This window comes from Hugonella massiliensis (genome assembly GCA_001486445.1).
GTDB classification, from domain to species: Bacteria; Actinomycetota; Coriobacteriia; order Coriobacteriales; family Eggerthellaceae; genus Hugonella; species Hugonella massiliensis.
The window spans coordinates 773,326-795,676 of record LN908986.1 but is presented as its reverse complement, the minus strand read 5'-3'; the positions used below and the strand labels follow the sequence as shown (position 1 = coordinate 795,676).

Sequence of the window (22,351 nt, the reverse complement as noted above, 5' to 3'; positions counted from 1 at the left end):
CGCACAAGCGCCAAGCGCGCTGGCTTTGCCCCGAGACGCGGGCGCGAGCAGCCGAGCGCGCTCCGTGCGGTAAAATGAAATCACCCAACCAGCGAGGAGACTACCCATGCCCTACACCATCGTCACCGATTCGAGCTGCAACCTTCCCGAAGAGCTCATCGAGCGCTATGGCATCGAAGTGTTGCCCCTGCGGTTCGAAAGCGAGGGCAAGGAATACGTGAGCTTCCTGAAAGGCTCGGTCACCGACCTAGCAGCCTTCTACACGATGATGCGAGACGGCAAGGTCTTCACCACAAGCCTGCCCAACCAGCAGCTTTCTTCCAACCTGATCCGCACGGAATTCGAACGGGGCAACGACATCCTCTACATCGGCTTTTCGAGCAAGCTTTCAGGCACCTACGATGCCACCGCGTCCCTGCTCGAAGAGATCGGTGCCGCCTACCCCGACCGCCGCTTCTGCGCCGTCGACACGCGGGGCGCTTCCCTGGGCGAAGGCCTGCTCGTGCTCTACGCCGCCCGCAAGCGCGCGGAAGGACGCACGATCGACGAGGTGCGCGACTGGCTGGTCGACGCCCGCTTCCACATGGCCCATTGGTTCACCGTCGACGACCTCATGTACCTCTATCGTGGCGGGCGCGTGAGCCGGCCGGCCGCCACGGCAGCCGCCTTCCTGTCGATCAAACCCATCCTGCACATGGACGATGCCGGGGCACTCGTTCCCGTGGGAAAGGCGCGCGGCCGACGCAGGTCGGTCAAAGCCCTCTACGACCACCTCAAGAAGTCGTGGGATTCCGCGTTCGGCCCGCAGACCGTAGCCATTTCCCACGGCGACTGCATGCAGGACGCCCAGGACCTGGCGGACATGATTCGCACCGATGCGACCTTGGCCGTCGACGACGTGATCATCAACTACGTCGATCCGGTGATCGGCTCCCATTCGGGCCCGGGCACGCTCGCCTTGTTCTTCATGGCCACCAGTCGCGATTAAGGCGAAGCGCCCATAAAGCGCTTCGCGCCGACGCGCGAGACAGACTAGTCCGCCGACGACACGATGCCGCGCAGGGCGTCGAGCAGGCGCTGGTTCTCTTGGCGCGTGCGCACCGCTACGCAGAAGTAGTTCTGCGAATCGAGCCCCGGCACGTCATCCAAGCGCCGCACGAGGAAACCCGAAAGCTGCAGGCGCACCACGAGCTCTTCGGCGCAGGTGACGCCCAACCGCATGCCTTCGGCCGGAGAAAACTCACAGAGCACGAAATTGCCTTCGGCCGGGTGAATCCCTATGCCCGGGATGAGACTGAGCATGCACTGCATCCAGGGGATTTCCTTGTCGAGAAAATCATGCGTGTCTTCCAAGTACCCCTGCTGGCCGACGATCAGCTTGGCCAAGACCTCAGCGAACATGGTGGAACCCGTGCCGTCGTGGAAGCGCTTGATTTCCTTGATCGTAAGGGGATTGGCCACCGCGTAGCTGATGGGCACGCCCGGCATGGCATAGGTCACCGAAGGGTTGCGGACGACGACCAGGTTGGGGTAATCGGCCACGAGCGGCACCATGCTCTCGCCGCCGAAGGAAAGCTCAATGTAGCTTTCGTCGACGACGACCCAGTTGCAGGTTTCCAGGTAGTGGACCAGGGTGCTCCGCGTGAGCAGGCGCGATGAAGGATAGGCAGGGTTCGCGAGCACCACACCTTCGAAATCGCCCGCTTGCGTGCGCGCCGTATAGGCATCGACCGTCGCGAAAGAAACCGGGTTGACCAAGTCGACGTGTTCGTGACCGGCGTTTTCTACGGCGAGCGCGTATTCCGAAGGCGCCGGCGCCACAACGCCCACGCGACAGGGGCAGAAGGCCTGGGCGGCCGAACGGATGAGCTCGCTCGGGGAAGTGCCCACCAAGAAAGAATCCGAAGAAATGCCGAACCGTTGAGCGAGGGCGTCGCGCAGGGCATGGCCGGCCGGATCGGGCGCGTAGGAAAGCTCGCCGTCGACCAAGGCCGTGTGCATGGCCGAAAGGATTTCCTTTGGCGCGCCGAGCGGATTGAGCGGATGGCAGAAATCGATCCAGGTCATTTCGGTGCGCAACTCGTAGGGCAAGGAAACGGGTTTGGTCGTCGAGGGGACGTGCCCCTGGCGAAACTCGATATCGCGTTCGAACCCGATCATGTCGCTCTTTCCCGCATGCGCACACCTGCGCTCCTCCATCAATAGACCCACACTCTAGCACAGGGCCCTGCGAGGGGCGAATATGGTACACTTGTTCGATGGAAACGAACTCCGACATCCCCCACATCTTGCGCGCTTCGGGCTGCGTACCACAAGCCTCCCCCAAAGGCCCACATTCCGCTGCGCCCCGTCCCTCGATCGCGTGGCCGGGACGGGCAATCATGCTGCTCGACTTAGACGCCTTCTTCGCCTCGGTCGAACAGCTCGACCACCCCGCCTGGCGCGGCAAGCCGGTCATCGTGGGCGGATCGGCCGACCGCCGCGGCGTCGTGTCGACGGCCTCCTACGAGGCACGCGCCTTCGGGGTCCATTCGGCCATGCCGGCCGCCGTCGCCCGCAGGCTCTGCCCCGACGCCGTGTGGACGGGCGGTCATTTCGCTCGCTACCGCGACATGTCGCAGAAGGTCATGGCCATCATGCGGGACGAGAGCCCCTTCCTCCAGCAGGTAAGCATCGACGAAGCCTTCCTTGACATCACGCCGGGCGCCTACGCAAAAGAAAGCCCGGTCGACGTCGCCCGCCGCATTCAGCAGCGCGTCGACGCCCTGGGCGTCACCTGCTCGGTGGGCCTGGGCGCCACCAAATCCGTCGCGAAAGTGGCGAGCGAGCAGAACAAGCCCCACGGGATCACCGTGGTCTATCCCGGCCGCGAGCGCGCCTTCCTTGCTCCCCTGCCCATCGCCCGCATGAGCGGCATCGGACCGGCCTCGCAAAAGGCCCTCCTCCGTTTCGGGATCTCTACCCTGGGCGACGTGGCGGCTGCCGACGAAGGGGTGCTTCGCTCGGTCTTCGGAAAGAACGCGCAGATGATGCGGGCACGGTGCGCCGGGGCCGACACCGATCCGGTGATCTACGAAAGCGAGCCGGCCAAATCGGTAAGCAACGAGATCAGCTTCGCCCACGACCTCACGGAACGCACCGACATCGAAGCTGCCCTGGCCACCGTCGCCGCCAAGGTAGGCCGGCGCCTGCGCATGAACGGGCTCGAGGCGTCGACCGTCACGCTCAAGGTGCGCCTGTCCAACCTGCAAATCCGCACAGCCCAGCGCCAGCTCGACGAGCCCTGCGCCGACGAGTACGTCTTCTCCCCCATCCTCTACGCCCTGCTCGACAAGGTGTGGGCGCCCGGCGTCCCCTTGCGCCTGGTGGGCATGGCCGCCTCGCGGTTCGACGGTGCCGCCGCCCAGCAGCCCAGCCTCTTCGAGGAGGAGCCGGTCGCAGAAGCGGCGCCCGAGGATACGGTGCAAAACCGCCAGCGAAGCCGCATGGCCCAGGACCAGGTGCGTGCCGGATTGGTGCAGGCGACCGACATCGTCCGCAACCGTTTCGGCGAAGGCGCGGTCCAGTTCGGCCGCGAGCTGCGCACCAAAGGCAACCTCACGGGCACCGCAAGCAAGAACCCCGCCGACTACAAGAAGCCTCGCTAGCCCGGCATGTCATATCCAGGCTCCGAGCGTTTCCGAGGGACGCCACGGACCGAAAAGCGTCAGCCCCGTAGGCATTGCAAGGCCTCAACAGTAGGAAAATTGTCTACAAGCGAAAAGCCCAGGCGAAACCTACAAGGAGCCATCCAAGATGGTCTTCCACCCATCCCCTTAGAGGGGGCAAAAGGGCACGCCGTTAATTGAACTTGAAGATCTTCTGAGCGATGTGATAGCCGCCCAGGCCCAGCTTGCGTCCCGCCTTGGTAGGCAGGTTGGTGCCCATGTTGAGCACGCTGCGGCGCACATGACGATAGAGTCTCTCGTCGCGGGCGCGCAGGTAATCCCATATGTCGGCCCGCTTGCGCTCGTCCTCTTCGGTGCCGCCCATGCGCAGGAAGACGCTGCAAATGCACATCATCATCGACAGGTAGTTTTCCATATAATGCGCGAGCTTGGGCTGCGGGACGTCTTCGATAGGGTCGACCGCGTCGATCATCACCTTGGTGATGCGCAGCTGCTGGTCGACGCGCGAGAGCATGACCTTTTCGTTGACGCTCTGGTCTTCGCGCCCGATGAAATACCGGTACATGTCGGCGTCAAGGTAGTACAGGGTGCGCACATGCGGAAGGGGCACGTAGACGAAGATGTTGTCGACGTAGAAGCAGTGCTCGGGCAATTGGAGCCCGCAATCCTTCAGGAGCTGGGTGCGATAGATGACCGAATGCATGAGCAGGTACTGGCTCTGACGGAAATGGCCTACCTCGTCCCACGTGAACTCCTCGCCCACCGGGAACACGTTGCGGTAGTTCATCACGATGCTTGCGTTCTCGTGCACCTTTTCGTACACGTAGTTAGCCACGACCAGGTCGGTGGGGTCTTTACGCTCGACCTGCCGACGCAGGTAGTTCATCACGCGCAGCATGGCCATATCGTCGAGCCAATCGTCGGAATCGACCACTTTGAAGTACAGGCCGGTTGCTTCGGCGAGGCCGTGGTTGACCGCGCCGCCATGACCGCGGTTCTCCTGGTCGATAGCTCGAATGATCCCGGGGTACTTGACTTCCCACTCGTGGGCCTTCTCGCTCGTATCGTCCTTCTGCGAACCGTCGTTGACAAGGATGATCTCGATGTCGTCGCCGCAGCGAAGCAGCGATTCGATGCACTTGTCCATATAGGCCGCAGAATTGTAGCAAGGGACGGCGAAAGAGATGGTCTTCACGTACAGAATCCTTCAAGCAGGTGTGACAGCCGGCCGAAATCAGCCGCAAGCAGTATTGTACAAACGGCGCCTGCTCCCTTCGGCTATCATCATACAAACAGGACAATCTAGGAGGCCCTATGAGCTCATTCATCGAATCCATGATCGCACGCGCGCAAGCCGACGTGCAGACGATCGTCTTGCCCGAAGGCAACGACGAGCGCACCCTGGCCGCCGCCGAAAAGGTCATCGACCGCGGCATCGCCCACGTGGTGATTCTGGGCGACCGGAAGGCTATCGAAGCCGCCCCGTACAAGCTCGACGGCGCCACGATCGTCGACCCCGCCGAAAGCCCCGACCGCGAGCGTTACGCCCAGGCCTTCTACGAGCTGCGCAAGCACAAGGGCGTCACGATCGAAGACGCGCGCGCCAAGATGGACGATGTGGTCTACTTCGGCACCATGATGGTGAAGATGGGCGACGCAGACGGCATGACCTGCGGCTGCTGCCATGCGACTGCCGACGTCCTGCGTGCCGCCCTGCAAATCTTGAAAACCGCCCCGGGCGTGAAATCGGTGAGCAGCTTCTTCGTAATGGCCGTGCCCGACTGCGACTTCGGCGACAAGGGCGTCTTCCTCTTCGCCGACTGCGGCCTGGAAATCCAGCCCGATGCCGAAAAGCTCGCCAACATCGCCGTGAGCACGGGCAAGAGCTGGAAGATGCTCTTCGATTCCGAGCCCGCCATCGCGATGCTGTCGCATTCGACCAAGGGGTCGGCCGTCCCCAACGCCGACCGCGACAAGGTGATCGAAGCCACCAAGCTGGCACGCGAGGCCGCGCCCGAGCTCACGATTGACGGCGAGCTGCAAGCCGATGCCGCAATCGTGCCGGCCGTGGGCGCTTCCAAAGCCCCCGGCTCCCCCGTCGCCGGCCGCGCCAACGTGCTCATCTTCCCCGACCTCGACACGGGCAACATCGCCTACAAGCTCGTCCAGCGCCTGGCCAAAGCCGAAGCCTATGGCCCCATCACCCAGGGCATCGCCGCCCCGGTGAACGACCTTTCCCGCGGCGCTTCGGCCGACGACATCATGGGCGTCATCGCCATCACCTGCGTCCAGGCCCAGGCGCGCAACAAGCAGTGAGACAACGGGGACGAGTGAGACAACGGGGACGGAGGGCGTCGTCCCACCTAAGCGGCTCTAACGACCGCAAGTCGCCCGCAAAACACCCCATCTGAAAGCGGCCCGCCGTTCCCTTAAAGAGAGAACGACGGGCCGCTTTTCTACGTATATGCCACCAGCAGAACGCCCCGGCTGCTTGCTGCGAAGGCATGCGGCCGGGGCGCTTTGGCTAGGTGAACGAAAACTTCCCTCTTAGCCCCGATAGGGCACGATCTGGCTGTGCTCGTGCATGATCTCGTAGGTGTCGCGGGCGATCATGAGCTCTTCGTTGGTGGGCACCACGATGATGCGGACCTTCGACCGGTCGCTCGAAATGACGCGCTCGAAGCCCTTCTGTCGATTGCGCTCTTCTGAGATTACGATGCCCATGGGCTGCAGGCCGGCGAAGATCATGCGGCGCATGCGCTGGTCGTTTTCACCCACACCGCCCGTGAGCACGATCACGTCGACGCCCGCCATCACAGCCATGTACTGGCCGATGAACTTCTTCACCGCATTGGAATACATGTCGTAAGCGAGCAAGGCCCGTTCGTCACCCCGGTCGAGGGCTTCACCGACACTGCGCAAGTCGTTGCTCACGCCGGAGATGCCCAGAAGGCCCGACTTCTTGTTCATGAGGTCGGTGACTTGAGTCGTGGAAAGACCTTCGTGGTCCATGATGAAGGGGACGATGGCCGGGTCAATCGACCCGCAACGCGTGCCCATCATAAGGCCGTCGAGCGGAGTCATGCCCATCGACGTGTCGACAGCGACCCCGTGGTCGATAGCCGACACCGAACAGCCGTTGCCCAAGTGGCAGGTGATCATCTTCAAGTCGGAAAGCGATTCGCCCAAAAGCTCGGCCGCGCGCTGGGAGATGTAACGGTGACTCGTGCCGTGCGCTCCGTACTTGCGGATTCCGTAGCGCTCGTAGAGGTCGTAGGGCAAGGCGTACATGTAGGCCTTGGGAGGCAGGGTCTGGAAGAAGGAGGTGTCGAAGACCGCCACCTGTTCGGCATGGGGAAGGAGCTTGGTGCATGCTTCGATGCCGGCCAGAGCCGCCATGTTATGAAGAGGCGCGAGTTCGGCCAGTTCGCGGATCTTATCGACCACTTGGGGCGTGATTGCGACGGACTTGTCGAAATAGGCCCCGCCCTGCACGACGCGATGGCCCACCGCGTCGATGTCTTCCACCGAATCGATAGGCGATTGCGCTCCGTTAATGAGTTCGTCGAGCACGCAATCGACCGCCGCCGTATGGTTGGGCAGGTAGGTATCGATCACGACCTCGCGCTTGTCGACGCCGTGCTTATGAAAGGAATCACGCGAGCCCACCCGTTCGCACAGGCCCTTGGCGAGCACCTTTTCGGTCACCACGTCGATGAGCTGGTATTTCAAAGAAGAAGACCCAGCGTTAATCACGAGTATGTTCACAGGCCACCTCCACTCTCACCAAGTGATTCTACCCAATGCGCACGGGGAAACCAGCAGTTCAGGCGCGTAATCGGCAAGCGGCGCCGGGCGCCTGCCCCCTAGGAGGCAGGCGCCCGGCGCTAAGGCAAGAGCCTATTCGGCGTGACGCGCCATCTCTTGTTGGATCTCTTCGCGATGCTGGGTGCGCCATTCAACGTTGGTGGCGTTGGGACCCCAGTCCTGATCGTTGGGGCGCGGCATCCAGCCGCCGCCCAGCACGTGCACATGGAAGTGCTTGACGCTCTGGCTGGCGTTTTCTCCCGTGTTGATCATGCAGCGGAACCCGTCTTCACGGATGCCCTTGATTTCGGCAACCTTCTTCACCGCGGCGAAGACGTGACCGAGCGTCTCTTCGGGGACGTTGTCGGCAATGTCGGCGTAGTGGTCCTTGGGAATGATGAGGACATGAACGGGCATGAGGGGTTCCATGTCGTCGAAGGCAAGCACATGCTCGTCTTCATAGACAATAGTGGTGGGAATCTCATGCGTTGCCAGCTTGCAGAAAATGCAATTATCGTCGTGCACAGGGTGCTCCTCTCAGTCGATACTATCGCAGACTATAGTACTCCACGGCGCCCACACGCAACAGCCCGCGGGAGCCGGCGGCCACCGGCCCGCCCGGTGCGGCAGAGCGCAAGCGCCGTCAGAGCAAGGACCTTACGCCTTGTGGAGGTTGGTGTCGATTTCCTCGTCTGAAGCGTCCTGCTCGAGTTCTCCCATGAGGACGTCGACCTTCTGCTGGGCGTCGTCCAAGCGGCCGCGCAGGGCGCGCAAGAGGGCGACGCCGCGCTCGTAGGCCGCCAAGCTGTCCTCGAGTTCCATCGTGTTGCTCTCGAGTTTGGCCACGATGCCGTCGAGCTCGGACATGGCCTGGCGAAACGTCAGCTCCTCAATGGGCGTGGCGTCCTTCTGTGCTTCTTCCATTAGCCTTCCTTCCAGGGAATTTCGGTCTGTTCGTCATGGGTGGCCCCCACTACGTCGGCGGCGAGGGTGCCGTCGCCCACCCGCACCGAAAGGCGACTGCCCACCGGGGCGTCGGCGATTGAGGCGACGATCTTTCCTTCCTCGTTGCGGGCGAGGGCGTAGCCGCGCCCGATCACGGCCAGGGGCGAGAGGTCGTTCAAGCGCGAGGCGGAAAGCCTCCACTGGGCATCGAAGCCGTCGACGAGGGCGCTCCCCCGCGAGACGAGCGCGCGCCGTTCTTCGTCGACCTTCATGCGCGCCGCGCGCGTGAGCGTGCGCCCCCGAGTGGCCAGCCTCGTGTTCAGGGCCGCAAGAGAGGCCCGGTCGCGGTCGATGCTCGCCGGAATAGCCCGGTGCAAGCGGTCGCCCAAGATGTCGAGGGTCTGCGCATCGGTGGCAAAGAGGCTTTCGGGGTCTTTGAAGACCGGCCGGCCGGCAACGGCGGCCACCGCGCGCTCCTGCACCCGCACCTGGGACCGCACGAGCGAAGCCATGCGGTCGCCCGTCGCCGCAAGCTGACCGCGCACATCGGCCACGTCGGGGATGGCGGCTTCGGCCGCAGCCGTGGGCGTCGAGGCGCGCAGGTCGGCGACCATGTCGGCGATGGAGGTATCGGGTTCGTGGCCGATGCCCGTCACCACGGGGACGGGGCACCGGGCGATGGTGATGGCGAGCCGCTCGTCGTTGAAGGGCATGAGGTCCTCGAAGGACCCGCCCCCGCGCACGAGGAGGACGACTTGGGCGCCCGCGTCAACGACGGCTTTCATCCCGCTCATAAGGGCCGCGGGCGCGACCTTGCCTTCGACGGGCACGCCGGCGAGCACCACGCGCGCAGCCGGCCACCGCCTGCGCAGGGTGCGCAGCACGTCGTGCACGGCGGCACCGCGCGGGCTCGTGACCAGGCCGATCTTATGCGGCACGGCCGGCAGGGCCCGTTTGCGCTCGGGCGCCATGAGCCCCTGCTTGCGCAGTTTTTCGGCCAGATCGGCCACCTGCTTGCGCAAATCGCCCTCCCCCGCCATCGACAGGCTGAACACGTCGAAGTTCATCCGCCCCTTGGGCGCATAGAGGGTGAAGCGTCCCGTCATCTGCACGAGCATGCCCACGCGCAGCTTGACCCCCGACGCCTTGTAGCGATTGGTCCACATCATGCAGGGCATGCTGGCGCCCGTGTCCTTCACCGTGAAGTAGGCGGCCTTATAGCCGGGCTTCACCGACACTTCGGACACTTCGCCCACCAGGGTGACCACGCAGTTTTCAAGCGCTCCCTTGGCGAGCGCCATAGCTTGGGAAACGGTGAGGGGGCGCTTGTCTTGGGCGGGCTCTTCGGCCATGGCTACTGCTCCCGCTGGCCGAGCAGCCAGAAAAGCTGCAGCGCCGACACGAGGGCAGCCGCAACGTAGGTGAGGGCGCAGGCGCGCAGGACGTTGAAGGCGCCGGCGCGCTCTTCGGCAGGCATGCCCACCGTCTGCAGGTAGTCCATAGCCCGATGGCTCGCGTTGAATTCCACCGGCAGCGTTACGAGCTGGAAGAGGACCGCGAAGGCGTAGAGCAGGATGGCCACGTCGACCAGGCCCACCGAATTCAGGGCGATGCCCACGATGAGGGCGATCATCCAGGCGTTCGAGGCGAAGTTGACCACGGGAACCAGGGCCGAGCGGAAGGACATGGGCCAGTAGCCCTTGGCGTACTGGCAGGCATGGCCCACCTCGTGGCAGGCGGTCGCCAGGGCCGTGACCGAATTGTAGCCGTAGGCGTGCGGGTCGATCGTGATCGAATTGCTGCGCGGATCGAAGTAGTCCTGGCCTTCGCCGCCCTGAGAGATGGGGACGCCCTGCACGTTGTGGAAGGCGAGCATGTTGGCCGCCGCCTGGGCGCCGGTGAGGCCGGTGGAAGTGGGCACGCTCGAATACTTCTTGATCTGGTTGTTCACGTAGAACTGCGCGCCCAATCCGATAACGGTGGACACCAGGATGAGCATGAGATAGCCGTATGACATCGAGAGCCTTTCGCTAGCTGAAACGTTTCGCTCCATTGTACGAAAGCAAGCGGCCCCCGCCGCCGAATGCGGGAAGAAAACGGGCGCTTGCTATCGCTTCGTTACCTCGACGGTATCCTCGCGCACGAAAACGCACAGCCTGCCCGCGAGAAGGTCGAGCAGCTCGTTGCCCACGATGTCGCGGCGCCACCCCTGCAGGATGGCCACGTCGCGGTAGCCGCGCGCAACCTTGGCCAGGTCGGAGTGGTTGCAGAGTGTCTGGAAGGCGATGTTGCTCTCGCGCGCCCGCTTGCGCACGACCGCGCTCATGAGGTCGACCACGACGTCGACGTTGGCCTCGTTACGCGAGGGCCGAGCGTGTTCGGGCCAATCTTCCATCGGCGTGTCGAGCCCGCGCACGATGCAGGCCACCACCGCGCGGGCGTCGCGGGTCGACAGCTTGTCGGAAAGGCCGCGCACCATGAAAAGTTCGTCGATCGAGCGGGCCTCGCGCTTGCAGGCTTCCACAATCTGCTCGTCGGTCATGACCCACTTGCGCGGGATATCGCTGCGCTCGGCCTTGAGCTCGCGCCATTCGGCGAGCTCGCGGGCAGCGGAAAGCTGGCGGGGCTTGAGTTGGCCCACACGCTTGAGGCGGCGGTAGCGGTCGCGCTCGTTGACGGCGTACTTCTTGGGATCCACGAGCTCGGCGAAGTCGGGGTCGAGCCAATGGGTGCGGCCCAAGCTCGCAAGCTGGCCGCTCACCTTCCGATACACGGCTGGCAGGTAGACCACGTCGTCGGCCGCGTAGTTCACCTGGCTGGGCGAAAGGGGCCGGCGCGACCAATCGGTATAAGAATCGATCTTCTTCAGCTGGACGCCGCAGCACAGGTTCACCAAGGCCCCGTAGCCAATCTGCTGGGTGTGGCCCAAGAGGGCGGCTGCAAGCTGAGTGTCGAAGATGGGCGTGGGCATGACCCCCACGACTCGGTAGAGGATTTCGATATCCTGGGACCCGGCATGGAAGAGCTTGAGGACCCCGGGGTTCGTGAAGACGTCGGCCAGAACGGTAAGGTCGTCCACCGCGAAGGGGTCGACGATCACCGTTTCTTCATCGGTCTGCATCTGCAGCAAGCAGAGCTTTGCGTAGTAGGTTTTCTCGCGAAGGAATTCGGTATCGATGGCAAGGAGCGACGAGCCGCAGGCCCGTGTGGCGAACGACTCAAGATCCGCTTGATCGGTAATGAACACTCTGGATAGTCCTTACAGGTGCGTACCTGACGATTGATGTAACATCAATGCATCATACCAACTGAAGGGGAACATGTGAAACTGCTCGTCTTGAACAACCTTTCCTCCGGCCTCGGCGACGGGGCCGTCTACGATTTCATGCGCGCCTTCGCTCAGCCCGAAGACGAATTCACCGTTCGCTGCGTCGACCAGAACTCGAGCTTCGCAGACGCCCTTGCCGACGTGCGCGATTTCGACGCGCTCATCGCGGCGGGCGGCGACGGCACGGTGGCTTCGGTCTGCTACCTGACCCGCTTTGCGGGCGTCCCCGTCCTCGCCTTCCCCGCCGGCACGGCCAACCTGCTCGCGCAGAACATCGACTCTCCCATCGAACCGCACGCCTTGGCCAAGCTCGTACGCAACGGCAAGCAGCTCGATTTCGACCTGGGCGAGCTCACCACCGACAAGGGCACCTTCGGCTTTTCGATGATGGCCGGCTGCGGCTACGACGCCAAGATCATGGGCGATGCCAAGGCCCTGAAGAAGCGGTGGGGCGCCGCGGCCTATTTCAAGGCGGCCTTCGACAACCCCAGCCCCCAGGTTTCGAAATTCGACGTCGTGGTAGACGGCGTCCATCACGAACACGAAGGCGTGGGCGTTCTCTTGCTCAACTTCAGCAAGATTCAGTTCGACATCTCGATCGGACTGGAAAACAACCCCAACGACGGCGAGCTCGACGTGCTCGTCCTCACCACGCAAAGCGCCTGGGACCTCTTGCCGCCCGTAATCGGCGCGGCCTTCGACCACAGCGGCAAGCCCCTCAAGGCAAGCAACGCCCTCGTCTTCTACCGAGGCAAAAACATACAGGTGGTCGCAGACCCGCCCATGCCCGTACAGTACGACGGCGAACCCGTGGAAGCGACGACGCCCTACACCGCCCGCGTCCTTCCCGCCGCAACCAAACTCATCGTGAGCGACGAAGGCTACGAGGAATACGCCCGCCACGAAGCCTAGCGCCCCGCAACCAAACTGCCCGCACATGGTGCGCGGCATGCACGTGCCCCGAGAAACCACAACCGCACCCAACGTGGCGCGACCGATCTAGAACCCATTACAGTTTGAGACGCGGTTAATCCGAACGTCTCGACCCCGATCGTCACCGACGGATTACGATTGGCGCAGTCCAGATGGACCGCCGACCGGACGCCCGCGGACGGCCGTTTGCCCCTGCCCCTCGAGGGCCCGGGGGGTGTTGCCGCCGCGGGCGTCGCTGGTTCAGGCGACTGATAGGAACCTGCCGGGCCCCCTCGAAAGCGCCACGGCCAAGTAATGTGGGTGTCGCGCGACCAGCATCCGATCGGCCGAACGATTGGAGGATACCATGGGAGGGAAGATCAGGCCTCGCGGCGACGTCCTGGGCCTCGACGTCGGCAAGAGCTCGCACTGGGCGTGCCTCGTCGCGAGGGACGGAGAGGTGGCCGCCAACGGGCCGGTCCCGAACACGGAGGCCGACCTTGACGCGCTGTTCGCGCAGGTCGGAGGGGACACGCTCGTCGTCGTCGACCAGGTGCGCAACATCGGGTCGCTCGCGATAAGCAGGGCCAGGCTGGCCGGGCTCGAGGTCGCCTACCTGCCCGGCACCGCAGCCCACGGCGCGGCGAGGCTGTTCGCCGGCGACGCCAAGACCGACGAGCGCGACGCGATGGTGATCGCGAAGACGGCGCTCGGGATCCCCGACGCGCTGCTGCCGGCCCCCAGGGAGGACGACGGCCTCCGCGCGGCGAGGTCCATGGCCGCCCAGCGGGACTACATGGTGGCGAGCTCCACGCGCGACAAGAACAGGTTGAGGAGCGTCCTGCTGGAGTCCTGCCCCGCCTTCGAGGCGCTCTGCGATCTCTCGGACCCCAGCTGGCTCAAGATGCTCGAGAAGCTCGGAGGCCCGTGGGGGATCGCCGATGCCGGGAAGGCCGCCATGGGGGCCGTCACCAGGGGCGCCGACCGCGCCTCGATGGACGCGGCGTGGCGTGCGATCACGACGTCGACGAGGCCGGCCGAGTGCGTCGTGCGCGCGGAGAACCCGCAGGTCAAGATGCTCGCGAGGAGGATATCCGAGTCCGTCGCGGAAGCGCGCTCCCTCGACGGGCTCATCGCGGAGGCGCTCTCCGGAGACGCCACCTACGAGTGCCTGCTCACCGTGCCCGGCATCGGGCCGAGGACCGCGTCGGAGCTCGTGATCGGCATCGACATATCCGAGTTCCCCGACCACGACCACCTGGCATCCTACTGCGGAGTCGCGCCGAGGAACCGCCGCTCGGGCACCTCGATATCGTCGGTAAGCGCGTCCAGGCAGGGCAACAAGAGGCTCAAGAACCTGCTCATATTCTCGTGCAACTCGCTCGTCAGGAGCAGAAGCAGGTTCGGGGAGTACTACAGAGCGTGCCGCGGCCGCGGCATGTGCCACGGCGAGGCGCTGAAGGCCGTCGCCAGGAAGAGGGTCAAGGTGATCTACGCGATCATGAGGGACAAGGTCCCGTACGCGGCCTAGCGAGCCGTGCCGAACCAACTAGAGAACAGGCCCCTCGCGGGGCCTGCGTCAGCATTGCCTTCTCACGGCCCGTCAGCTGGAAAAACCAGTTGACAAAACTATAGGAACACCCCCCACATGCAACGAAACCCTTTCGGCCTAGACACCGGAAGGGTTTCGTTCGAAAGCGATGAGCCTCGACTGCAGAGGAGGCTATTCCTCGTCGCTGGGGGGCATGTTCTTGATATCGTGGGCGTCGGCGGCAACGCGGCCCTTTTGCTGGGCGTCGAAGAGGGCCTTGGCCTCGGCCTGGTACTGGGCGCGAGCGTCTTCGGCGTAGGCGGCCTTGGCCTGCTCAATTTCCTTTTCCCGGTAGAAATCGCCGGCCCGCTTGTTGTAGACCATCTGGATGAGTTCCATGGCGAGCGAGAAGATCATCGCGAAGTAGACGAGCACCTTTTCGAGCGGCATGCCCACCGCCTCGATTTCGATACCCGTATGGAAACCCAGGCCATCGATCGTGAGCAAGATGCCGATCGCGGTGATGAACACGAGGGCGAGGATCTTGATTTCGGGATGGCCGTTGATGAATTCGGACACGGCGTCGATGAAGATCATCATGAGGAAGATGGCCGCCATGACCGCGATGATCATGATGATCAAATGCTCGGCCATGCCCACGGCCGTGATAACCGAATCGATGGAGAAGACGACGTCCATGACCATGATCGTGCCCACGGCTTGGCCGAGGCCGATCGTGCGGCGCTTGCCCGTCGTGGCTTCCTCATGGTCGGCTTTGAGCTCTTCCAAGGCCAACATGCTCTTGAGCTCGTCGATGCCCTTGTAGATCAGGTAGATGCCGCCCAGGGCCAGCACGATATCGCGAATGCTGAATCCGTGGACGTAGGGACCCAAGTCGATGGTGAAAATCGGGTCGACCATATGCACGAGCCAGGACGCGAAGCACAAGAAGATGACACGCGAGACCATGGCGCCCGCGAGACCCAGCTTGCGGCCGATATGCTGTTTGTCTTTGGGAAGGCGGTTGGTCGTCACCGCGATGAAGGCGATGTTGTCGAAACCCAAGACGATTTCGAGAAAGACCAGGGTGAGAAGGCTGATCCAAGCCTCGGGGGTAGTGAAGATGGACAGATCGAACAAAGGGCTCCTCCTTACGAAGCGCCGAACATCGGCTGCGTCGGTGCATAAAAAAAGACTCCGACGCCTGGACACTGCGTCGTGAGTCTCGTTATTCAAGGCCGCACCAGACGGTTGTCACCGTCGAGATTGTTGATGCGCCGCAAACCGTCTGCCGGCTTGCCAACTACTCCCCCACTGGGTAGGGCCCATGCTACCACGACGACGCATCCCCCCACCCCACGCCCCACGACTTGCACACAAGTACGCGCACCGCGCGCTTTGGTATACTTTTCCCATCAGGGCAAAGGAGCACGATGACCCCCGAAACGGACACAAGAGCACCCTCAGGCGCGCGCGACACCCGCGCGGCCCGCCCGGGCGCCATTCGCTACCCCGACGCGACCGCTCTCTTTCGGCCCGCGCACATCCCCGCCGCCCAACGACCCGCCTTCGTCGCCATCCTCCTGGCAGCCGCCCTCATCGCCGCCGTCGTCTTCGGCACCTACTACACCAACGTGGTAGCCACCAGCCGCGAAACGCAGGCGAGCGTCGACGCCGCCCTGACCCGCGGGACCACGATCGATGCCCCCGTGCTCACCAGCTGCGTGAACATGGACGGGACCGCCTTGAAAACGACCCTGGAAGAAGCGGGCAACACGGTCGTCGATGTGAAGGAGCTGAAAGGCGGATCGGGAACGGCTTCCTTCGATCTGGTGAAAATCCCCTCCGACATGGGCCCAGACGACGCGGCCCGCGCCTACCTCGTCGGCATCGATTCTATCGATCCCGCCACCGCCGCCCGGTTCCTTTCGGGCTCTTACCGGATCGAGCAGACCAGTGCACCCACCACCGACCTGCGCCTCCATTACGCCGATTTTCAAGCGACCGACGCGGAATCGGCGATCGACGCGGCCATAGCCCAGCAGGGGTTCGACACGACCGCCGCCTCGGATCCCGCCAAGGACGCGAGCGGCAACACATTCCGCACGGGAACCACCAACGGCATGATCTGGACGGTGAGCACCTGCCCCCTTGACGAGGTCTACCACGTCAAGGGCCTGCCGGAAACGGCAATGTATGTGGGGGTTCGCCTGAGCGCATAGCGCGGTGCCCTCGATTGCGCTAGCGTGGCAGCATATCCCCACATCACCTTAGAGAAGGCCCCATACCGCATGCATGCCCACTACGAGAAGGTCATCACCTTCTGCTGCTTTCTATTCCTCTTCGTCAACATCGGCTTCCCCAGCACCTCCTTTTCCGTCTACCAGCCCTACCTCATCGCCCAAGACGGCGTGGGCGATACGGGCGCCTCCGCCATCCTCGCAGTGCGCACCCTGGTGTCCCTGTGCGCCATGTTCTTCGTCGACCGCTACTATTCGGCCCTCGACGCCCGCCGAGGCGTGGCATTCGCCTGCGCGATGACCGCAGCGGGCTTCGGCCTCTACGCCTTAGGCACGGGCCTGCCGGTGTATCTTGCAGGCGCCCTCCTTTGCGGCATGGGCTACGGGCTGGGCGGCATGGTCGCCATGACCATCCTCACCAACCGCTGGTACCGCACCAACATCGGCACGGCCATGGGCTTCGCCGCGGTCGGAAGCGGTGTGGCCTCGATCCTCGTGCCCCTTGCGGCCGTGCAGGTCATCCACACCGTGTCCCTGCACGTCGCCTTCGCGCTCGAGGGCGCCATCGCCCTCGCGATCGGCGCACTCGTACTGGCGCTCTTGCGCAACCGTCCCTCCGATTTGGGAATCGTCTTGGAAGATCCCGTCGCCACCGGCTCCGCGAATGACCGCGCCGTCCGCGCGCCCTATCGGCTAGCGCCGCCCGCACGCATCCTCTTCATGGCGGCGCTCGTGGCCGTAGGGGCGGTATCCGTAGGCGGAGGCACCTACCTGTCGGTCCTCTTCACCGCGGCGGGCATCGATCCGGTCTATGCGGCCACCCTGCTTTCTGTGATGGGCATCTGTCTGACGATCGCCAAATTCCTTACCGGCAGGCTCTTCGACCGCATCGGAACGCTCAGAGGTTCCGCCCTCATGTTCGGCGTGCTCACCTTGGGGCTCGTTTTCTGCCTCGCCTCGTCTGCCGGGTCGCCCCTCGTGGCCACGGCCGCCGCCGCCCTGGTGGGAGTGGGCATCTCGCTGGGGACCGTGGGCATTTCCATGTGGTCGCTCGAGCTCACCGACGGCGGTTCGACGACCCGCTTTGTCAAGCGTTGCCAGATTGCCTACGCCTTGGGCGGCTTCATCATGAACAGTCTCCCCGGCCCCCTGAAAACGATCACGGGCACCTACGAATCCTCCTACGCGATCATGTGCGCGATTACCGTCTACGCCGGCATCGTGGTCGTGGCCATCTACCGGGCCCGCAAAGCGACCCTTGCCGCCTAGTTACCGTTCGCGTGCGCCGGGGACCCAGACGCGTTCGAGCTCGACGACGAGGTGCTGCTACTCGAATCGACGGACGAACTCGACGATGACGAGGTACTCGACGACGAGGCGACGTTCTGGTTGGACGACGACGAACTCGACGAGGAACTCTTGCCCACGTTGGTCTGCGCCTCTTGCTGGGAACTCGACGAAGAGGCAGCGCTTCGATTGGCGGCACCGTTCGCTGAGCTCGACGACGAAGAGGCCGTCTCGGAAGAGGAGCTCGAGGTGCTGCTCGCCCCCGCCTTACTCGACGGCGCGGCTTCGGAAGACGAAGACGAGCTCGTCTGAGTTTGATGGTGGGCAACGATCGAAGAGACCGTGGGGATGGTTTCGGTCTTCTCGCCCCAGCCGTTGCCCGACGAGGTGAGGTTGACGAACCCGGCCGTGATGCCGATGGCAACGAAGGCCGACACCACGGCGATGACGACGGCCGTCTTCTGGGTCTTGGCCTTGGACGCGCGCCGTGCGTGAGCTTTGTTCAGCGCTTCGCGGGCATAGGCCGCGCTATCGGCCGTGCCGTCCGCATCGACGAGCACCGTCGTCGCATCGGCGGGAATCGCCCGCGTCACATCGGCCGGGAGGGCCGTCGTCTTACCCGCTTGCGCCGCATGCCCTCCCCCGACGACCGCGGTCTTCGCAGGCTCCGCGAAAGCGGCGCCCGATGCGGCATCGTACTGAACGGTGCTGTCGCTCACGCGGTTCTTGACCTTGCGAGCACCGCCGGCAAGCACGTTCTTGTAGATTTGCGCCGATACCGTCGACACGGCCGAGCTCACGAAGACGCTCACGACGGACCCGAGCACGCCGATTTGAGACGAAAGCATCATCGAGGTCAGGGCCGCCAAACCGGTAGCGACCACCTGAACAGGGGATATATTGGAAAAGAGCGAAGGCTTCTTCTCCTCTTCGGCAGCCGCCGCGGGTGCCGCAGCCGTCTGCGCCGGTACGAATTGCTTTCTGCTAGTCACGTTACGCACGCTCCTTGTCTCTGGGATGCTTAGCGTAGCGCCGTTGGAAGGCATGCCGCCAATTCGATACCGCGCCTTCACAAACGGTTAACGCGAGCTGCGCGCGAAATGCGCAGAATGCCTACGCGTCGAAGCCCCACATGCGCACTTCCGGATGCAGGTCGACACCCTGGCTGGCGCGGACGCGGTCCTGCACGTCGGCGATGAGCTGACGGACGTCGGCGGCCGTCGCCCCGCCGGCGTTCACCACGAAGCCCGTATGCTTTTCGGAGACCTGGGCGCCGCCCACGCGATAGCCGCGCAGGCCGGCATCCTGGATGAGCTTGCCGGCGAAATACCCTTCGGGACGCTTGAAGGTGCTCCCCGCGCTCGGCAGGTCGAGGGGCTGCTTGGACGTGCGCCGTTGCGTGAGGTCGTCGATTGCGGCCCGTACGTCGGCGGGCGAGGCGGGAGCAAGTTCGAGCACCGCTTCCACGACGATAAGGCCCGAATCGTCCATCATGCTGTGGCGATAACCCCAATCGGCTTGGTCGTGGGTCACATGCACGAGCGCGCCCCGGGCATCGACGCAGGTCAGTTCGCGCGCGACGTCGGCGAACTCGCCGTCGTAGGCGCCCGCGTTCATGATAGCGGCCCCGCCCACGGTACCGGGGATTCCGCAGGCGAACTCGTAGCCCGAAAGGCCGTGGGCGCAGGCGGCCTCAGACACGGCCGCATTGGTCGCGCCCGCCTGCACAATCAGGCGACACCCATCGACATCGATGCGGGACAAGCGCTCGCCCACTTCCATAACGACGCCGGAAAGGCCGCGATCGGCCACGAGCAGGTCGCTTCCGCAGCCGATAACCCACAGTTTGACACCCGCCGCATGGCAGATGCGGACGACCTCCTGCACCTGCGACACCGATGCCGGGCAGACGAACGCATCGGCGGGACCGCCGATGCGAAAGGTCGTGTGCGCGCTCATAGGCTCATGCTCGCGCACCCCCTCGGGGCCAAGAGCCGCCTTCAATTCGTCGATTACGCTCGCTGCAAGCATCTATCCTCCCAACCACTGAGGGCCGGCTCACCGCCGGCGTCCCCGTCTCTATTCGGCCAAGGCCGTGCGCGTGATCGAAGTGACGCGCACGTCGGTATCGGCGGTCATGGCGCGCACGAGCACGTCAGGACGCAAACTGCCCGTATCCTTCGATGCGAGCTTCAGAATCATCGTGTCGCCGGCAAAAGAGGGCGCCTCGATGAGAAAGTCCCTCGGGGCGAGCACACGCGTCTTCTTCTTGCGCACCACTTCGACCGTGGCAGGCACGGGAAGCGAGGCAACCGGGCGGTCGAAGACCACTTCGTAGGTGCTCTTGGGGTAGGCAACGCTCGCCGCCTTGGCCCGGCGGTCGATGCGCTCGCAGCCATAGGGCATAAGGTCGGGCACCGACGCCGCCTGCACGCCCGTAAGGGCCGCCTGAGGGTCGACGTCACGGTAGAGAAGCAGGTCGAAGATCTCGCAGGTCCCGCCCACGCCCACCGGCAGGGCGCCGCCGAAGGAGATACGCATGTGGGGCGAAAAGCCGTTGGTGATCGCAAAGGGCAGCTCGGCGCGCCGCACGACCCGCTCGAGATAATGGGCCACTTCCAGATGCGAGAGCATGGCCAGGCGGCCCTTCTCGCAATAGCGGAAACGCAGGCGGTAGAGGAGCTCGCCCCCGTTGGCGTCGCGCTCGTAGCGCACCGCGGGCACGGGCATGGTTCGGTTAGCCAAGGCGGGCCTCCTGGGTCTCGACGTCGATGCCGTAATCGGGGCAGAGCCCGCAGCCCGTGCAGGTGCCGAAACTGCAGTCAGGCGTCGTTTGCTCCTTGAAGGCGCGCTTGTGCTCTAAGCGCAGATAGGACAGGTGGACTCCGCTCGAGATGTGCTGCCAGGGAAGCACCTCGTCAAGGCCGAAGGTGCGCTGGGCTAGGGCCTCGGCATCGACGCCCGCCTCTTGGGCCGCTTCCCGCCAGGCGTCGGGCCTGAAATGCTCGGTCCAGGCGTCCATGCGGGCACCCCGTTTGAAGGCGCCTTCGATCACGTCGCAGCATTCGCGGCCGCCACGGCTCATCACGGCTTCGACGAAGCTCGTAGCCGGGTCATGCCAGTTGACATCGATGGCCCGGTATTTGATCGAGTGGCGCAGAAGGCTGACGCGGCGCAGGGCCTCTTCGGGAGCGATCTGACCGTCCCATTGGAAGGGCGTGCCCGCCTTGGGGACGAACAGGCTGCAGGAAACGCTTACGCGTACGCGCCCGCGCTGGTCGGGCGGGGTGACCTCCCGTGCCGCTTCGAAGACGCGGGTGACCAGGCTGGCGATGCCGCGGATGTCGTCGTCGGTTTCGGTGGGCAGACCGATCATGAAGTAGAGCTTGCAGCGGCGCCAACCTTCGCGGAAGGCCGCGGTGATCGACGAGAACACATCCTCTTCGGTCACGTTCTTGTTGATCACGTCGCGCAGGCGCTGGGTGCCGGCTTCAGGGGCGAAGGTGAGGCCGCCGCGCTTTTCGCCGGCCACCAGGGCCGCCATGTCGACGCCGAAGGAATCGAGGCGCTGGCTGGGAATGGACACCTGGATCCCCTTGCCGGCCACCGCCGCATTCAAGCGCTCGAGGATCTCGCGGATCTGCGAATGGTCCGTCGTCGAAAGGCTCGTGAGGCTCACCTCATCGTAACCCGTCTGCTTGAGGCCTTCGAGGGCGCCTTCGACGATGTTGTCGGCCGAACGCTCGCGCACAGGTCGGTACATCATGCCCGCCTGGCAGAAGCGGCACCCGCGCGTGCAGCCGCGCAGGATCTCGACCGACAGGCGGTCGTGAACCAAATCGGCAAAAGGAACGATGCAGGGCTCCCAGGCAGGCGACTGGGCGAACCCTTCGAAGACGCGCTTCTGAACTTCGGGCAGGGCGTGGTCGTTGACCGGCTTGACGCGGTAGCCCCAGCTAAGGGCCTCCTCGTCTGAAAGCAGGCGATAGAACCCGGGCACGTAGGTACCGGGGATATCGGCCAGGTCTTCCAGGATCTCCTGTCGGCTCTTCCCCGCCGCCCGGCCGGCCCCGATGCAGGCCACCAGTTCGGGCATAGATTCTTCGCCCTCGCCGATGGAAATGGCGTCGAAGAAGGCCGCATAGGGCTCGGGATTGAAGGCGCAAGGACCGCCGCCCAAAACGATCGGGTCGGATTCGGCACGATCTTCGGCACGCAAGGCCACACCGGCCAGATCGAGCACTTCGAGCACGTTGGTCGCGGCGAGTTCGTGCGGAAGGGTGATGCCGATCGCGTCGAATTCGCGCAGGGGGGCGCAGGATTCAAGGGAAAAAAGAGGCAGACCCGCCGCGCGCATCTGGTCGGCGAATTCGGCCGCAGGCAGGTAGGCGCGTTCGGCGTACATGCCTTCGCGCGCGTTCACGCAGTTCACGAGGATGCGAATCGCCTGATTGGCCTGACCGAGCTCGTAGGTGTCGGGATAGACCATCACAAACGAGGTATCGGCGGGATCGTCTTGGGGCGTGCGGTAGACGCTGCCGAACTCGTGGTTGAGGTAGCGTACGGGCCGTTCGGCAAGAGGCAACAGGTCGCGCAGCCTCGGCCAGAGATCGGTGGTGGGCTGCGGCATGCG

General features: G+C 64.2%; 20 protein-coding genes. 7 read left to right on the top strand and 13 right to left on the bottom strand.

What is annotated here, in order from left to right; all coding sequences use genetic code 11:
- Positions 1 to 106 precede the first annotated feature (106 nt).
- Entirely contained in the window at positions 107 to 988 is an 882-nt protein-coding gene (locus tag BN3270_RS05985; RefSeq protein WP_058986233.1) for a DegV family protein, read from the top strand.
- A gap of 44 nt (positions 989 to 1,032) precedes the next feature.
- Here the strand turns inward: BN3270_RS05985 and BN3270_RS05980 are convergent, their stop codons facing one another.
- Positions 1,033 to 2,160, bottom strand: coding sequence for a pyridoxal phosphate-dependent aminotransferase (locus tag BN3270_RS05980; RefSeq protein ID WP_058986232.1), 1,128 nt, complete (start codon positions 2,158 to 2,160; stop codon positions 1,033 to 1,035).
- A 221-nt stretch (positions 2,161 to 2,381) separates the two neighbouring features.
- Here BN3270_RS05980 and dinB point away from each other — a divergent pair, with 221 nt between their 5' ends.
- Positions 2,382 to 3,647, top strand: a complete 1,266-nt coding sequence (dinB, locus tag BN3270_RS05975; protein WP_271711938.1) for a DNA polymerase IV — start codon at positions 2,382 to 2,384, stop codon at positions 3,645 to 3,647.
- A 193-nt stretch (positions 3,648 to 3,840) separates the two neighbouring features.
- Here dinB and BN3270_RS05970 read toward each other — a convergent pair whose 3' ends face one another.
- Positions 3,841 to 4,863, bottom strand: a complete 1,023-nt coding sequence (locus BN3270_RS05970; protein WP_058986231.1) for a glycosyltransferase family 2 protein — start codon at positions 4,861 to 4,863, stop codon at positions 3,841 to 3,843.
- A gap of 119 nt (positions 4,864 to 4,982) precedes the next feature.
- Here BN3270_RS05970 and pta point away from each other — a divergent pair, with 119 nt between their 5' ends.
- On the top strand, positions 4,983 to 5,984 hold the full coding sequence (gene pta, locus BN3270_RS05965; protein ID WP_058986230.1) for a phosphate acetyltransferase: 1,002 nt from the start codon (positions 4,983 to 4,985) through the stop codon (positions 5,982 to 5,984).
- A gap of 231 nt (positions 5,985 to 6,215) precedes the next feature.
- Here the strand turns inward: pta and BN3270_RS05960 are convergent, their stop codons facing one another.
- The 6 genes from BN3270_RS05960 to rnd form a co-directional block, all read right to left on the bottom strand.
- Entirely contained in the window at positions 6,216 to 7,436 is a 1,221-nt protein-coding gene (locus BN3270_RS05960) for an acetate/propionate family kinase (protein ID WP_058986229.1), read from the bottom strand.
- A 132-nt stretch (positions 7,437 to 7,568) separates the two neighbouring features.
- Positions 7,569 to 8,000, bottom strand: a complete 432-nt coding sequence (locus BN3270_RS05955) for a histidine triad nucleotide-binding protein (RefSeq protein ID WP_058986228.1) — start codon at positions 7,998 to 8,000, stop codon at positions 7,569 to 7,571.
- 132 nt (positions 8,001 to 8,132) lie between these two features.
- Positions 8,133 to 8,399, bottom strand: a complete 267-nt coding sequence (xseB, locus tag BN3270_RS05950; protein WP_058986227.1) for an exodeoxyribonuclease VII small subunit — start codon at positions 8,397 to 8,399, stop codon at positions 8,133 to 8,135.
- Positions 8,399 to 9,772: an exodeoxyribonuclease VII large subunit gene (xseA, locus tag BN3270_RS05945; protein ID WP_058986226.1), complete on the bottom strand. Its 1,374-nt coding sequence runs from the start codon at positions 9,770 to 9,772 to the stop codon at positions 8,399 to 8,401. The genes xseB and xseA overlap by 1 nt, the downstream gene beginning before the upstream one ends.
- 2 nt (positions 9,773 to 9,774) lie before the next feature.
- Complete coding sequence (locus tag BN3270_RS05940; protein ID WP_058986225.1) at positions 9,775 to 10,437, bottom strand: zinc metallopeptidase; 663 nt, start codon at positions 10,435 to 10,437, stop codon at positions 9,775 to 9,777.
- Between the two features lie 90 nt (positions 10,438 to 10,527).
- Complete coding sequence (gene rnd, locus BN3270_RS05935; protein ID WP_058986224.1) at positions 10,528 to 11,667, bottom strand: ribonuclease D; 1,140 nt, start codon at positions 11,665 to 11,667, stop codon at positions 10,528 to 10,530.
- Between the two features lie 75 nt (positions 11,668 to 11,742).
- Here rnd and BN3270_RS05930 point away from each other — a divergent pair, with 75 nt between their 5' ends.
- Both BN3270_RS05930 and BN3270_RS05925 read left to right on the top strand, forming a co-directional pair.
- A complete protein-coding gene (locus BN3270_RS05930) occupies positions 11,743 to 12,660 on the top strand; it encodes a diacylglycerol/lipid kinase family protein (RefSeq protein WP_058986223.1) in 918 nt (305 codons plus the stop codon).
- Positions 12,661 to 13,027: 367 nt separating this feature from the next.
- Entirely contained in the window at positions 13,028 to 14,191 is a 1,164-nt protein-coding gene (locus BN3270_RS05925; protein WP_058986222.1) for an IS110 family RNA-guided transposase, read from the top strand.
- Positions 14,192 to 14,383: 192 nt separating this feature from the next.
- Here the strand turns inward: BN3270_RS05925 and BN3270_RS05920 are convergent, their stop codons facing one another.
- Positions 14,384 to 15,331: a TerC family protein gene (locus BN3270_RS05920; protein WP_082673394.1), complete on the bottom strand. Its 948-nt coding sequence runs from the start codon at positions 15,329 to 15,331 to the stop codon at positions 14,384 to 14,386.
- 293 nt (positions 15,332 to 15,624) lie between these two features.
- Between BN3270_RS05920 and BN3270_RS05915 the strand changes: the two genes are divergently transcribed.
- A complete protein-coding gene (locus BN3270_RS05915; RefSeq protein WP_058986221.1) occupies positions 15,625 to 16,413 on the top strand; it encodes a hypothetical protein in 789 nt (262 codons plus the stop codon).
- 24 nt (positions 16,414 to 16,437) lie between these two features.
- Positions 16,438 to 17,700 carry an MFS transporter gene (locus tag BN3270_RS05910; protein WP_148335500.1) on the top strand — a complete coding sequence of 421 codons (1,263 nt, stop codon included), beginning with the start codon at positions 16,438 to 16,440 and terminating at the stop codon, positions 17,698 to 17,700.
- On the opposite strand, the gene BN3270_RS05905 is transcribed toward BN3270_RS05910, so the two are convergent.
- From BN3270_RS05905 to BN3270_RS05890, 4 genes are all read right to left on the bottom strand, one after another.
- Positions 17,697 to 18,710 (bottom strand): hypothetical protein, encoded by a 1,014-nt coding sequence (locus BN3270_RS05905; protein ID WP_148335499.1) that lies wholly within the window; start codon positions 18,708 to 18,710, stop codon positions 17,697 to 17,699. The two genes, BN3270_RS05910 and BN3270_RS05905, sit on opposite strands and share 4 nt — an antisense overlap.
- Positions 18,711 to 18,831: 121 nt before the next feature.
- Positions 18,832 to 19,749, bottom strand: a complete 918-nt coding sequence (gene murB, locus BN3270_RS05900) for a UDP-N-acetylmuramate dehydrogenase (protein ID WP_058986218.1) — start codon at positions 19,747 to 19,749, stop codon at positions 18,832 to 18,834.
- A gap of 48 nt (positions 19,750 to 19,797) precedes the next feature.
- Positions 19,798 to 20,463: a TIGR03936 family radical SAM-associated protein gene (locus BN3270_RS05895; RefSeq protein ID WP_271711937.1), complete on the bottom strand. Its 666-nt coding sequence runs from the start codon at positions 20,461 to 20,463 to the stop codon at positions 19,798 to 19,800.
- Positions 20,456 to 22,348, bottom strand: coding sequence for a TIGR03960 family B12-binding radical SAM protein (locus tag BN3270_RS05890; RefSeq protein WP_058986216.1), 1,893 nt, complete (start codon positions 22,346 to 22,348; stop codon positions 20,456 to 20,458). The genes BN3270_RS05895 and BN3270_RS05890 overlap by 8 nt, the downstream gene beginning before the upstream one ends.
- Positions 22,349 to 22,351: the final 3 nt, after the last annotated feature.